This is a genomic window from Mycobacterium sp. Panama NTM2, from assembly GCF_054355555.1.
Genome location: NZ_CM135953.1, coordinates 2330238 through 2344175 on the forward strand (window position 1 = coordinate 2330238; position 13938 = coordinate 2344175).

The 13938-nt window shown below is 68.5% G+C and carries 10 protein-coding genes and 1 pseudogene; 8 read left to right on the forward strand and 3 right to left on the reverse strand.

Going from position 1 to position 13938, the window contains the following annotated elements; genetic code table 11:
• Nucleotide 1 precedes the first annotated feature (1 nt).
• Nucleotides 2–1288: an HNH endonuclease gene (locus ACXYX3_RS11155; protein ID WP_458611721.1), complete on the reverse strand. Its 1287-nt coding sequence runs from the start codon at nucleotides 1286–1288 to the stop codon at nucleotides 2–4.
• A gap of 12 nt (nucleotides 1289–1300) precedes the next feature.
• Nucleotides 1301–2524, reverse strand: coding sequence for an ISL3 family transposase (locus ACXYX3_RS11160; protein WP_458609431.1), 1224 nt, complete (start codon nucleotides 2522–2524; stop codon nucleotides 1301–1303).
• 399 nt (nucleotides 2525–2923) lie between these two features.
• Between ACXYX3_RS11160 and ACXYX3_RS11165 the strand changes: the two are divergent.
• A pseudogene (locus tag ACXYX3_RS11165) lies at nucleotides 2924–3394 on the forward strand (IS110 family transposase); the annotation flags it as partial.
• 350 nt (nucleotides 3395–3744) lie between these two features.
• Here the strand turns inward: ACXYX3_RS11165 and ACXYX3_RS11170 are convergent.
• Nucleotides 3745–4950 carry a serine hydrolase domain-containing protein gene (locus ACXYX3_RS11170; protein ID WP_458611722.1) on the reverse strand — a complete coding sequence of 402 codons (1206 nt, stop codon included), beginning with the start codon at nucleotides 4948–4950 and terminating at the stop codon, nucleotides 3745–3747.
• A gap of 140 nt (nucleotides 4951–5090) precedes the next feature.
• On the opposite strand from ACXYX3_RS11170, the gene pyrR reads away from it, so the two are divergent.
• Genes pyrR through pyrF form a run of 7 tightly spaced genes read left to right on the forward strand, consistent with a single transcriptional unit; the run spans nucleotide 5091 to nucleotide 13633 of the window.
• Nucleotides 5091–5633, forward strand: coding sequence for a bifunctional pyr operon transcriptional regulator/uracil phosphoribosyltransferase PyrR (gene pyrR, locus ACXYX3_RS11175; protein ID WP_241203875.1), 543 nt, complete (start codon nucleotides 5091–5093; stop codon nucleotides 5631–5633).
• Nucleotides 5630–6577: an aspartate carbamoyltransferase catalytic subunit gene (locus tag ACXYX3_RS11180; protein WP_241203769.1), complete on the forward strand. Its 948-nt coding sequence runs from the start codon at nucleotides 5630–5632 to the stop codon at nucleotides 6575–6577. The genes pyrR and ACXYX3_RS11180 overlap by 4 nt, the downstream gene beginning before the upstream one ends.
• A complete protein-coding gene (locus tag ACXYX3_RS11185; protein ID WP_458611723.1) occupies nucleotides 6574–7854 on the forward strand; it encodes a dihydroorotase in 1281 nt (426 codons plus the stop codon). Before ACXYX3_RS11180 ends, ACXYX3_RS11185 begins: the two co-directional genes overlap by 4 nt.
• Nucleotides 7851–8354 (forward strand): PH-like domain-containing protein, encoded by a 504-nt coding sequence (locus ACXYX3_RS11190; protein WP_458611724.1) that lies wholly within the window; start codon nucleotides 7851–7853, stop codon nucleotides 8352–8354. The genes ACXYX3_RS11185 and ACXYX3_RS11190 overlap by 4 nt, the downstream gene beginning before the upstream one ends.
• Nucleotides 8351–9475 (forward strand): glutamine-hydrolyzing carbamoyl-phosphate synthase small subunit, encoded by a 1125-nt coding sequence (gene carA / locus ACXYX3_RS11195; RefSeq protein ID WP_458611725.1) that lies wholly within the window; start codon nucleotides 8351–8353, stop codon nucleotides 9473–9475. The genes ACXYX3_RS11190 and carA overlap by 4 nt, the downstream gene beginning before the upstream one ends.
• The gene (carB, locus tag ACXYX3_RS11200) at nucleotides 9476–12814 is read left to right on the forward strand and encodes a carbamoyl-phosphate synthase large subunit (RefSeq protein ID WP_458611726.1); all 3339 of its coding nucleotides are present in this window, start codon (nucleotides 9476–9478) and stop codon (nucleotides 12812–12814) included.
• Between the two features lie 3 nt (nucleotides 12815–12817).
• Nucleotides 12818–13633 (forward strand): orotidine-5'-phosphate decarboxylase, encoded by an 816-nt coding sequence (gene pyrF / locus ACXYX3_RS11205; RefSeq protein WP_458611727.1) that lies wholly within the window; start codon nucleotides 12818–12820, stop codon nucleotides 13631–13633.
• The last annotated feature ends 305 nt before the right edge of the window (nucleotides 13634–13938 follow it).

Genomic DNA, 13938 nt, shown 5'->3' on the forward strand with positions numbered 1-13938 from the left:
GTCAAGCTGAGAGTTTCAGTTCGGCGCTCAGTTCGACGATGTCGATGCTGAGTTCTCCTTCGATGACGCTGTAGCGGCGCCGTATCGGTGGTCCGGGTAGTGGTGGTGCGGTGGAGTGGTAGGTCGCGCCGGTGGGGGTTCGGTAGGTGGCGGTGTGGCGGCCGTCGGTCTGGGTGGTGGTGACGGTCCAGTCGGGGGCTTCTTTGGCGTAGTTGCAGGCTTCGCAGGCACCCAACCCGTTGAGCGCGGAGGTGGGTCCGCTGTGGCGGGCGGGGACTGCGTGGTCGTGGTGGCGGATGGGGGCGTCGCAGTAGGGGGTGCGACACGTCTGGTCCCGCAGCCCGATGAACGCCGCCAACCCCGTCGGGAAGATCCGGGCACGCGATTCCATCGCGACCAGCTGCCCCGATGTGGGGTGGCGGTAGAGCCGCCGCAGCGTGGCTTTCGCCGTCTCATCAGCCACGGCATCCGACACCAGGTCACGCACCACCGCGGCGGGCACGGGACCGTACCCGTCGACCCAGCCGGGGCTGTCGTCGTCGCCGAAGAGGGTGGTGTCGGCCATGACGAGGTTGACCGCGATCGGCGCTTGCGTCTCGGCCGGGCGGGCGGTGACCCGCTGGTAGAGCGTGTCGGTCATGATCTGTCCGCGCGGGCGCCCGTCCCCGCACAGGTCGGCCTCACGCTTCAAGGCGGCATACACCCCGATGCCCTGCGAGAGCGGCATCAGCGCAGTCAGCTGCACCATGCCGTTCGGCGCGGGCCGGGTCGACACCCGCGCAGACGCCGCCGCGCGTTCCTTCCGTTGAACCACCGCGGCGGCATCCAGGCGGGCGGCGATGGCCGCGGCGGCAGCTTCGATGCGGGCGTTGCCCAAACCGACCAAAGCCGCCTGGTCAGCGCATAATTCGGCGTCCAACGTGCGGCGGTCCTCCACGGTCAGGCAGGCGGATTGTTTGACGATCAGGGTGGCTCGCCACTCGGTCAGCACCCCGGATTCGAGGGCGGCCAGGGTGTGGGGCATCTCGTGCACCAAGGCTTGGGCGAAGCCCAGATGTCGACCGCCGTGGGCGGGCGAATCACACCGGGCCAACGCCACTTCGGAGGCGAGCCCGCGCCCCTGCTTTGCGACCGGCATCCCTGCCTCGGTCTCGGCCATTCGGCGTTTCTCCGCCCACAGCGCGGTGGCGCGGGCCTGCACCGCGGCCGCGGTCGCCTTCATCTGTTCGCAGCGTGCCACGACCTCGCGCAGCTCAGCCTCCGAGGCCGACTGGTCGATATCGAACACGTGTGCGGCTCCTCATGTTTTTGTGGGTAGCTGGGGGTGTAGTCCGCCGCGGCAGAGGTAGATCATTGCGGCCAGTGTTTGGGCGGAGTGGTGGCCGTAGCCGCGGGCGTTGACGAGCCTGGTGGTGGCGTTGATGCCTTCGAGGAGGGCGTTGGAGATGCGGAGTTCGATGGCGGCCAGAATGGGCTCGAAGTAGGTCTGGAAGCGTTTGCCGAGGGAGATGAAGACGGGGATGCGGGAGCGTTTGGCGGCGGTGATCCAGGCTTTGAGTCGTTGGCGGGCGACCCCGGGTGGATGGTCGTAGCGGTAGAGGTCGCGGGCTTGTTCTTTGAGGGTCCAGGCCCGTCCGATGCGTCGGTTGGTGCGGGTGATGTGGTTGACCAGGTCGCGTTTGGTGTCGCTGAGTTTGTTCTCTCCGGTGCGCAGCGCCCAGCGTCCGGTTTTCCAGTCTGCGGTGCTCATTGCGGTCCGGCCGGGTCCGGTCATCGATTCGGCGTAGACGCGGTCTAGGGCGCGGTTGACCCATTGCATCAGGTGGAAGCCGTCGTAGCAGATGACCGCCTTGGGGAGATGTTCTTTCGTGGCGCTGGTGTAGATGCTTGAGACGTCCATGCTGACTGCTTCGATCTGGTCGAGGATCGAATCAGGTTGACTGTCATAGAAGTTCGTTAAGGACTCCTTGCTTCGTCCGGGCTGGATATCGATGACGGTGCCGGTGTCGTGGTCGCCGATGATCGTCAGGTAGCGGTGCGGGTGGCGGTAGCAGATCTCATCGACGCCGATACGGTAGAGCGTGTCGAGTCGGCGTTGGTCGAGCAATTCGGCGACGCCTCGGTGGATGATCGCGGTCACCGTCTCCCAGGCGCAGCGCATCAACGTCGATACAGAGGTGCGGTCGGTGCGTTGAGCCAGCCACAGCACCATGTCTTCGAAGTCGCGGGTATGGCGGGCTAGGGGTCGGGCCCAGGGCACCGCTTCGGTGGTCACTCCACACTTGGGGCAGTTCACTCGCCGAATGTCATAGACCAGCCAGAGCCGGCAACGCGCCAGGTCAAGATGTCGCCACCGCCGGCGGCGCCGATCGTATGCGGTGGGCCACCGTTTGCCGCACGGACAGGTCATCAGCCGGGCTCGGGGCCGAAGCATGACCTCGATGTCGCCATCGCCGATCACGACGTCGGTGACGGTGGCTCCGGGAATGGCCAGCAGACGGTTAAATGCAGTACTGACGCGCACGCGGATCGTTCCTTGTGGTTGCGGTTGGTGTGGTAACCCCGAAACCTAGAGGCACACCGCGTGCGCGTCCCTCAATTCACCCAAGGAACGCCGATCCCGTTGTATCGCACCGCAAAACCTTGCTGACCAGCATGAATGCGCCCATGAGAACACTAGGAGCGCCACACGTGTGCGAACATGCTTCGACCTTAGCGCCGCCCTCCGACATTGATGCTGTTAATCAGTTTCGGGTGAGGATGGTCTTGCTCGTTCGCCGCCGGTGATGACTCGTCCGCTGACTGACGCCCTGTTGGGTTGTCTTCCAATTGATTTGTCTCACCGGCGACGTGCGGGCAAGCACCGCAACAGCCCTGGTAGGGCGGACATGACTTAATCAGGAGCCTGTCCGCTGCCTCATCAATGTCTTGTCTGCCCGCCCTACCGGGTTGTCACTCATCGCACGGTTCATTGCACGGAGAGGACACCACCATCGTGACACCCCGACGTCGCGTCGTCATCGGCATCGACACCCACCTCGACACCATTCACCTGGCCGCGATCACCGATACCAGTCAACTGCTCGGTGATGCCGAATTTGCCACCAGCCCGACCGGGTATTGGGCGGCGATCTGCTGGGCGCGTAGCTTCGGCGAGGTCGTCTCCGTCGGCGTTGAGGGAACCAGCTCCTATGGCGCGGGCATCACACAGGCATTGCAGGCCAACAATATTCACACCGTCGAGGTCAATCGTCCCGACCGCGCCGCACGGCGTAAGCAAGGGAAATCTGATCCACTCGATGCCTACAGCGCTGCCCGCGCGGTGTTGGCCGGCCACAGCCTAGCCGTGCCCAAAGACCCCCACACCGGGGCGCTCAAAGCTCTATTGGTCGCCCGCCGCGGCGCGATCAAAGCCCGCACTGCAGCGATCAATCAGATCAAAGACCTCCTGGTCACCGCTCCGGCCGAGCTCCGCGAGCGTTATCGCCGCTACCCCACGACGCTGCGCCTGATCGACGCGCTGGCGCGGTGTCGCCCCACCGCGCACGAGGACCCTACCGCCGTATCGGTGCTGATCGCCTGCAAAGCACTGGCACAGCGCATCGAGTTCCTCGAGCGCCAAGACCGCGACCTGGCCGCCGAGCTCGATTCCCTGACCACAGCGCTCAACCCCGCCCTGCGGGCGGCCTACGGCGTCGGGCCCGATACTGCCGCCCAACTGCTTATCACCGCCGGCAAGTGGCCCTACAGTTCGAACGCCTCGTATGTCCGTCGCACGAACTTCGGCTGCGCGCTGGCGAGCTTGGCCAGCGACGTGTTGCCCGCGACAGCGGCTGCCGCATCCGTCGATAGGCTCGGCATGTTCTGGATCAGATAGATCAGGATGGCATCGGACGTCGGGTCAGCCTGCCACCACGTGCCGTACGCGCCGGGCCACGAGAACGTGCCCTCCCCGCCCGGCCCGAACAGCTGTCGTGACTTGGCAGGATCCGTCACCACCGACAGGTTCAGGCCGAATCCACGGCCGATCCAGAACGGGGCCCCGAGGAAGTCGTAGCGCTTCTGCTCGTCGGTCAGTCGGTCGGTGCGCATCGACCGCACGGATTCCTCCGACAGCACCCGCACCCCTTCCACCGTCCCACCGGCCAGCAGCATCCGAGCGAACGCCAGGTAGTCGTCGACGGTCGACCACAGGCCCGCCCCGCCCATACAGAACGGTGGGTCCACGATCGGCGCCGGACCCATCACGTCGTGGCGCAGCTCGTTGTCCGGCGTCAGCTGGTACATCGTCGCCGCGCGCCGACGACCCGTGGGTCCGACGTGAAAGGCGGTGTCCGACATGCCCAATGGCTCCAGGATGCGCTCGGCGAGCACCTGGCTCAGCGGCTTGCCCGTCAGGCGGGACAGCACGATCCCGAGAACATCGGTGGCGTGGCTGTAGGTCAGCCGATCGCCGGGTTGATGAACCAGCGGCAGCGCCGCCAGCTCGGCCAGCCAGCGATCCTGATCCTGGCGGGCGGGAAGTTTGCGGTAGGCGTCGGCCAGCGGCCCGCGGATCGAGAACATGTACGCCAACCCGCTGCGGTGGGTCATCAGATCCTCGATCGTGATCGGCCGCTGAGCCGGCACCGTGCGATCCAGCGGCCCGCCGGGGTCGGTGAGCACCCGCATGTCGGCCATCTCCGGCAGCCACGTCGCTACCCGATCGGACAGGGCCAGGGCCCCCTCCTCGACGAGCGTCATCGCCGCGGCCACGGTCACCGGCTTGGTCATCGATGCGATGCGGAAGAGCGTGTCGCGCTGCATCGGCAGCTTGGCGTCGACGTCGCGGTAGCCCAACTCGTTGACCTGCAGGATGTCGCCCGCCCGCCACACCAGCGTGACGGCTCCGGCCAGCAGTCCTGCGTCGATCGCCTCGACGATGGAGGTCTGATTACGGTCGAGGTTCATCGCGCCAGAGTAGGTCAGCGGTGCCGAGGGCAGCGCACAGTGATAGCCTTGCCGCGATTTGACCGTCCTTTAACGACCGTCCCGTGAGGCGGAGAAGGAGGTCCGGGTTACCCGTGGCTGCCACCAGTGACCGGGAGTTGATGTCCGCGGCGGACGTGAGTCGAACGATCGCCCGCATCGCCCACCAGATCATCGAGAAGACCGCGTTGGACGCGCCCGACGCTCCGCAGGTAGTCCTTCTCGGAATCCCCACCCGCGGCGTGACACTCGCCACGCGGCTGGCCTCCAACATCGCCGAATTCAGCGGAACCGACGTCGCGCACGGTGCACTCGACACCACCCTCTACCGCGACGACCTGATGTCGAAGCCGCCCAGGGCACTGGCTCCGACGTCGATCCCGCAGGGCGGCATCGACGGCGCCCTGGTGATCCTGGTCGACGACGTGCTCTACACCGGGAGGTCCGTGCGGTCGGCGCTGGATGCGCTGCGCGACCTCGGCCGGCCCCGCGCCGTGCAGCTGGCCGTCCTGGTGGACCGCGGTCACCGCGAACTGCCGATCCGCGCCGACTATGTCGGCAAGAACGTGCCGACCTCGCGCAGCGAGAACGTCAAGGTGCGGCTCACCGAGAACGACGGCCACGACGGCGTTTCCATCGCACCGCAGGGAGGTCCGCAACGGTGAAACATCTTCTGACGGCGGCAGACCTGAGCCGCGACGACGCGACCGCGATCCTCGACGATGCCGACCGGTTCCGTGAGGCCCTGCTCGGCCGCGAGGTCAAGAAGCTGCCGACGCTGCGCGGCCGCACGATCATCACGATGTTCTACGAGAACTCCACCCGCACCCGGGTCTCGTTCGAGGTCGCGGGCAAGTGGATGAGCGCCGACGTGATCAACGTCAGCGCCTCGGGATCGTCGGTGGCCAAGGGGGAGTCGCTGCGCGACACCGCTCTGACGCTGCGCGCGGCCGGGGCCGACGCTCTGATCGTCCGCCATCCCGCCTCGGGCGCCGCCCAGCAGCTCGCCGCGTGGACCCTCGACGAGGCCGGCGGACCCAGCGTCATCAACGCCGGCGACGGCACCCATGAGCACCCCACCCAGGCGCTGCTCGACGCGCTGACCATCCGGCAGCGGCTCGGCTCCGTCGACGGCAAGCGCGTCGTGATCGTCGGCGACGTCCTGCACAGCCGGGTCGCCCGATCGAATGTCGCGCTGCTGCACACACTCGGCGCAGAGGTGGTACTCATTGCTCCGCCGACCCTGCTGCCCGTCGGGGTCGACGGGTGGCCCGTCACCGTCTCCCATGAGCTCGACGCCGAACTGCCGCTCGCCGATGCCGTGCTGATGCTGCGCGTGCAGGCCGAGCGGATGAACGGCGGCTTCTTCCCGTCGTCGCGGGAGTATTCGGTGCGCTACGGCCTGTCGGAGAAGCGGCAGGCGCAGCTGGCCGAGCACGCCGTCGTCCTGCACCCCGGTCCCATGCTGCGCGGCATGGAAATCGCACACTCGGTCGCTGACTCGTCGCAATCGGCTGTGCTGCAACAGGTTTCCAACGGCGTGCATGTGCGCATGGCGGTGCTGTTCCATCTGCTCGTCGGTACCGAAGTGGAGGCGATCAGCGCATGACGGTTCTCAAAGGTGTGCTGCTGTACGGCGAGGGTGACCCGGTCGACGTGCGCGTCGACGACGGCCAGATCGCCGAGATCGGTACGGGTCTCACCGGTGACGACACCATCGACGCGCCGGGTCAGATCCTCCTGCCCGGCTTCGTCGACCTGCACACGCATTTGCGCGAACCAGGCCGCGAGTACGCCGAGGACATCGAGACCGGTTCGGCGGCAGCGGCACTGGGCGGGTACACCGCGGTGTTCGCGATGGCCAACACCGACCCGGTCGCCGACTCCGCAGTCGTCACCGACCACGTGTGGCACCGCGGGCAGCAGGTCGGGCTGGTCGACGTGCATCCCGTCGGCGCGGTCACCGTCGGGCTGAAGGGCAAGCAGCTCACCGAGATGGGGCTGATGGCCGCAGGTGTGGGCAAGGTCCGGATGTTCTCCGACGACGGGGTGTGCGTCGACGATCCGCTGGTGATGCGCCGCGCGCTCGAATACGCCTCGGGGCTCGGCGTGTTGATCGCCCAACACGCCGAGGAGCCGCGGTTGACGGTCGGTGCGGTGGCGCATGAAGGACCCACCGCGGCGCTGCTCGGCCTGGCCGGCTGGCCCCGCGCCGCCGAGGAATCCATCGTGGCCCGCGACGCCTTGCTCGCCCGCGACGCCGGCGCCCGGGTGCACATCTGCCACGCCTCGACGGCGGGCACCGTGGAGCTGATCCGGTGGGCCAAGGAGCAGGGCATCGCGATCACCGCGGAGGTGACTCCGCACCACCTGCTGCTCGACGACAGCCGGCTGTCCTCCTACGACGGCCGCGACCGGGTCAACCCGCCGCTGCGCGAGGCCGCCGACGCCGTCGCACTGCGTCAGGCGCTGGCCGACGGCGTGATCGACTGTGTGGCAACCGATCACGCCCCGCACGCCGAACACGAGAAGATGTGCGAGTTCGCCCACGCGCGGCCGGGCATGCTCGGACTGCAGACCGCGCTGTCGGTGGTCGTCGACACGATGGTGCGGCCCGGCCTGCTGACCTGGCGCGACGTCGCCCGGGTGATGAGCGAGGCGCCCGCCCGCATCGTCGGCCTGCCCGACCAGGGCCGCCCGCTCGAGGTGGGCGAGCCCGCGAACCTGACCGTCGTCGACCCCGATGCGCGCTGGACGGTCACCGGTGCCGCACTGGCCAGCCGCTCCGACAACACCCCGTACGAGGCAATGGAGTTGCCGGCCGTCGTGACGGCGACCCTGCTGCGCGGCACCGTCACCGCCCGTGACGGGAAGGCGGGCGCATGAACACCGCGACGCTGGTGGCCTCGCTGATCATGGCCGCGACCCTGGCGCTGCTGATCGCGGTGCTGATCGGCGTGATGCTGCGCGGCTGGCGGCGCCGCGCCGAACGGCAGGCGCAACTGCTCGGCACGCTGCCGCAGCTCCCCGACACCGTCGGAGCGGCGATCGTCTCACCCACCAAGGGCCTCTACGTCGGGTCCACCCTGGTGCCGAACTGGAACGACCGGGTCGCCGCGGCGGACTTGGGCTTTCGCGCCAAGGCCGTGTTGACCCGGTATCCCGAGGGAATCATGATGCAGCGCACGGGCGCCGGCCCGATCTGGATTCCGGACGAGATGATCACGGACATCCGCGCCGAGAAGAGTCTCGCCGGCAAAGCTCTCACCCACGACGGCATCCTGGCGATCCGGTGGCGGCTGCCCACCGGGGTCGAGATCGACACCGGCTTCCGCGCCGACAACCGGCGCGACTATTCGAAATGGCTCCCCGAGGAGGTGGCATGACGGCGAACGTGGCCGTGCTCGTGCTCGAAGACGGCCGGGTTTTCACCGGCACACCGTTCGGTGCGGAGGGTGAGACGCTCGGCGAGGCGGTGTTCTCCACCGGCATGTCGGGATATCAGGAAACCCTGACCGACCCCAGCTACCACCGCCAGATCGTGGTCGCCACGGCGCCGCAGATCGGCAACACCGGCTGGAACGACGAGGACGGCGAGAGCCGCGGCGACAAGATCTGGGTCGCGGGCTACGCGGTCAGGGATCCCTCGCCGCGGGCCTCGAACTGGCGGGCCACCGGCACCCTCGACGACGAACTGCGCCGCCAGGGAATCGTGGGCATCGCCGGCATCGACACCCGCGCGGTGGTGCGACATCTGCGCAGCCGCGGGTCGATGAAGGCCGGGGTGTTCTCCGGCGACGCGCTGGCGGACACCGAGGAACTGCTGGCCCGGGTGCGCGGCCAGGCCGCGATGCTCGGCGCCGATCTGGCCGGCGAGGTCAGTACCGACGACCGCTACGTCGTGGAACCTGCCGGCGCGCAACGGTTCACGGTGGTGGCGCTGGATCTGGGTATCAAGACCAACACCCCCCGCAACTTCTCCGAGCGTGGCATCCGCACCCACGTGCTGCCGTCGTCGGCCGGTTTCGCCGAGATCGCCGATCTGCGCCCCGACGGGGTGTTCCTGTCCAACGGACCGGGCGACCCCGCCACCGCTGACCACCTGGTCGAAGTCACCAAACAGGTGATCGACGCCGGCACACCGCTGTTCGGGATCTGCTTCGGCAACCAGATCCTCGGCCGGGCGCTGGGCCGGGGGACCTACAAGATGACGTTCGGGCACCGCGGCATCAACATCCCGGTGATGGACCACGCCACCGGCCGCGTGTCGATCACCGCGCAGAACCACGGTTTCGCCCTCGAGGGGGAGGCCGGCGAAGAGTTCGACACACCGTTCGGCGCCGCGGTGGTCACCCACACCTGCGCCAACGACGGGGTGGTCGAAGGCGTGGCGCTGGCCAACGGTCGGGCGTTCTCCGTGCAGTACCACCCGGAGGCCGCCGCGGGCCCCCGCGATGCGAACTACCTGTTCGACCAGTTCATCGACTTGATGGCGGGAGAGAAATAGATGCCGCGCCGTACCGACCTCAACCACATCCTGGTCATCGGGTCCGGGCCGATCCTGATCGGTCAGGCCGCCGAGTTCGACTATTCGGGCACTCAGGCCTGCCGCGTGCTGCGCGCCGAGGGGCTGCAGGTCACCCTGATCAACTCCAACCCGGCGACGATCATGACCGACCCCGAGTACGCCGACAACACCTATGTCGAGCCCATCACCCCCGCGTTCGTCGAGAAGGTCATCGCCCAGCAGGCCGAGCGCGGCAACAAGATCGACGCCGTGCTGGCCACCCTCGGCGGTCAGACCGCGCTGAACACCGCGGTCTCGCTGTACGAGAGCGGCGCGCTGGAGCGCTACGACGTCGAGATGATCGGTGCCGACTTCGACGCCATCCAGCGCGGTGAGGACCGGCAGAAGTTCAAGGACATCGTGGCCAAGGTGGGCGGTGAATCCGCCCGCAGCCGAGTCTGTTTCACGATGAACGAGGTGCGCGAGACCGTCGCCGACCTCGGGCTGCCCGTGGTGGTGCGGCCCAGCTTCACGATGGGCGGGCTGGGCTCGGGGATGGCGTACTCGGCCGAGGACGTCGAGCGGATGGCGGGCGACGGCCTGGCGGCGTCCCCGTCGGCGAACGTGCTGATCGAGGAATCGATTTACGGCTGGAAGGAATACGAGCTCGAGCTGATGCGCGATCACCACGACAACGTGGTGGTGGTGTGCTCGATCGAGAACTTCGACCCGATGGGCGTGCACACCGGCGACTCGGTGACCGTCGCGCCGGCGATGACGCTGACAGACCGCGAATACCAGACCATGCGCACCCTGGGCATCGAGATCCTGCGCGAGGTCGGCGTCGACACCGGCGGGTGCAACATCCAGTTCGCGGTCAACCCGAAAGACGGCCGCCTGATCGTCATCGAGATGAACCCGCGCGTGTCTCGCTCGAGTGCGCTCGCGTCGAAGGCCACCGGCTTCCCGATCGCCAAGATCGCTGCGAAGCTGGCCATCGGCTACACGCTCGACGAGATCGTCAACGACATAACCAAGGAGACGCCGGCCTGCTTCGAGCCGACCTTGGACTACGTCGTGGTCAAAGCTCCCCGCTTCGCGTTCGAGAAGTTCCCCGGCGCCGACGCCACGCTGACCACCACGATGAAGTCGGTGGGTGAGGCGATGTCGTTGGGCCGCAACTTCGTCGAGGCCCTCGGCAAGGTGATGCGATCGCTGGAGACCACCAGGCTCGGGTTCTGGACCGGCCCTGACGACGACGCCGACGTGGATGAGGTGCTCGAGCGCCTCCGCACCCCGACCGACGGGCGGCTCTACGACATCGAATACGCGCTGCGACTGGGCGCCGACGTCGAACAGGTCGCCGAGGCCTCCGGCGTCGACCCCTGGTTCGTCGACCAGATCAGCGGACTGGTCGAGCTGCGCGCCGAGATCATCGATGCGCCGGTGCTCGGCGAGGAGCTGCTGCGGCGCAGCAAGCACAACGGGCTCTCGGATCGCCAGATCGCCGCGTTGCGACCGGAATTGGCGGGCGAGGTGGGCGTGCGCGCGCTGCGGCGGCGCCTCGGCATCCATCCGGTGTACAAGACCGTCGACACGTGCGCCGCGGAGTTCGAGGCCAAGACGCCCTATCACTACAGCAGCTACGAGCTCGACCCCGCCGCCGAGACAGAGGTCGCGCCGCAGGCCGAGAAGCCCAAGGTGCTGATCCTCGGCTCCGGGCCCAACCGCATCGGCCAGGGCATCGAGTTCGACTACAGCTGCGTACACGCCGCGACCACGCTGAGCCAGGCCGGCTTCGAGACCGTCATGGTGAACTGCAACCCGGAGACGGTCTCGACCGACTACGACACCGCCGACCGGCTCTACTTCGAGCCGCTGACGTTCGAAGACGTGCTCGAGGTCTACTTCGCCGAGCAGTACTCCGGGCGCGGCGGCCCCGGCGTGGTCGGGGTCATCGTGCAGCTCGGCGGCCAGACCCCGCTGGGGCTCGCGGAGCGTTTGGAGAAGGCCGGGGTGCCAATCGTCGGCACGCTGCCCGAGGCGATCGACCTGGCCGAGGACCGCGGCCGCTTCGGCGAGGTCCTCACCAACGCCGGACTGCCCGCGCCGCGCTTCGGCATGGCGACCAGCTTCGAGCAGGCCCGCCGCATCGCGGCCGAGATCGGCTACCCCGTGCTGGTGCGGCCGTCCTACGTGCTCGGCGGGCGCGGCATGGAGATCGTCTACGACGAGGACACGCTCGAGGGCTACATCACCCGGGCCACGCAGCTCTCACCCGAGCATCCCGTGCTGGTGGACCGCTTCCTCGAAGACGCCATCGAGATCGACGTCGACGCGCTGTGCGACGGCACCGAGGTCTACATCGGCGGCATCATGGAGCACATCGAGGAGGCCGGCATCCACTCCGGCGACTCCGCCTGTGCTTTGCCGCCGGTGACGTTGGGCCGCAGCGACATCGAGGCGGTTCGGCGCGCCACCGAGGCGATCGCGTTCGGCGTCGGCGTGGTCGGTTTGCTCAACGTGCAGTACGCCCTCAAGGACGATGTGCTCTACGTGTTGGAGGCCAACCCGCGCGCCAGCCGCACCGTTCCGTTCGTCTCCAAGGCCACGGCGGTGCCGTTGGCCAAGGCGTGCGCACGGATCATGCTGGGCGCCACGATCGCCGGGCTGCGCGACGAGGGTCTGCTGGTCGCCGAGGGCGACGGTGCGACAGTGCCGCGCAACGCCCCGGTGGCGGTCAAGGAAGCGGTCCTGCCGTTCCACCGCTTCCGCAAGCACGACGGCAGCCAGATCGATTCACTGCTGGGCCCGGAGATGAAGTCCACCGGCGAGGTGATGGGCATCGCCCACGACTTCGGGAGTTCGTTCGCCAAGAGCCAGACCGCCGCCTACGGCTCGCTGCCCGCCCAGGGCACCGTGTTCGTGTCGGTGGCCAACCGCGACAAGCGGTCCCTGGTGTTCCCGGTGAAACGTCTCGCCGATCTCGGCTTCCACATCCTGGCCACCGAGGGCACCGCGGAGATGTTGCGCCGCAACGGCATTCCGTGCGATGAGGTGCGCAAGCACTTCGAGGAGCCCAGCCCGGACCGGCCCGCGGTGTCGGCCGTCGACGCGATCAAGGCCGGTGACGTGCAGATGGTGATCAACACCCCCTACGGCAACTCCGGCCCCCGCATCGACGGCTACGAGATCCGCTCGGCGGCGGTGGCGATGAACATCCCATGCGTCACCACGGTGCAGGGCGCATCGGCGGCCGTGCAGGGCATCGAGGCGAGCATCCGCGGAGACATCGGTGTGATGTCGCTGCAGGAGCTGCACAGCGCGCTGGGGTCCTGACCGGTGGGCGGGTTCGGCGACCGGCTGTCCGAGGCGATGGCGCGTCGCGGACCGCTGTGTCCGGGCATCGACCCGCACCCGCAACTGCTCGAGGCCTGGGGGCTGAGCACCGACGCCGACGGCCTGGCCCGATTCAGCGACATCTGTGTGCGGGCGTTCGCCGGCTTCGCGGTGGTCAAGCCGCAGGTGGCCTTCTTCGAGGCCTACGGATCGGCGGGCTTCGCCGTGCTCGAGCGCACGATCGCGGCTCTGCGCGCCGAGGGCGTGCTGGTGCTCGCCGACGCCAAGCGGGGCGACATCGGGTCGACGATGGCGGCGTACGCCGCCGCGTGGGCGGGGGAGTCGCCGCTGGCCGCCGACGCCGTCACGGCCTCGCCCTACCTGGGGTTCGGATCCCTGCAGCCGCTGGTGGACACCGCCCTGGCCCACGGCCGGGGCGTGTTCGTCCTCGCGGCCACCTCCAACCCCGAAGGCGCCTCGGTGCAGCGCGCCGATGCGGGCGGGGGGACGGTCGCGCAGTCGATCGTCGACGCTGCCGCCGCGGCCAACGCGGACACCGGGGCGGGTTCGATCGGGGTGGTCGTCGGCGCCACGGTGGCCGATCCGCCGGATGTGAGCGCGCTGGGCGGGCCAGTCCTGGTGCCGGGGGTCGGCGCGCAGGGTGGCCGTCCCGACGCGCTGGCGGGCCTGGGAGGGGCCAGGCCGGGGCAACTGCTGCCCGCGGTCTCCCGGGAGGTGCTGCGGGCGGGCCCGGACTGCGTGGCGGTCCGCGCGGCGGCCGAACGCATGCGCGACGCGGTCGCCCATCTGCAGGGTTGAGCGCCTCCGCGCGACACGCCCGACAGCGATTGACCTGCGAAAATTTCTCGAGACACCCGGGTGTGGCGGGTGTGACGGGCGCCCATCGACGGCGCAGCGACGACCGTCATGCCCGCGTGGCGGGAAAACCGCCGATATGCAGGGCTTTCCGTCGCAGGACACGATTTCGGCAAGCGCGGGCCCAGTGGGCGCGCCGATCGCGCCGCGCGCCCCTCCCGCGCCCTACACGCTGGGCTTTTGGCCGCAGAACTCGGGGGTGGGGTTAGCTTTCGTCAGCCCGCGTGGGTACGGTCGTCCACGCTGGC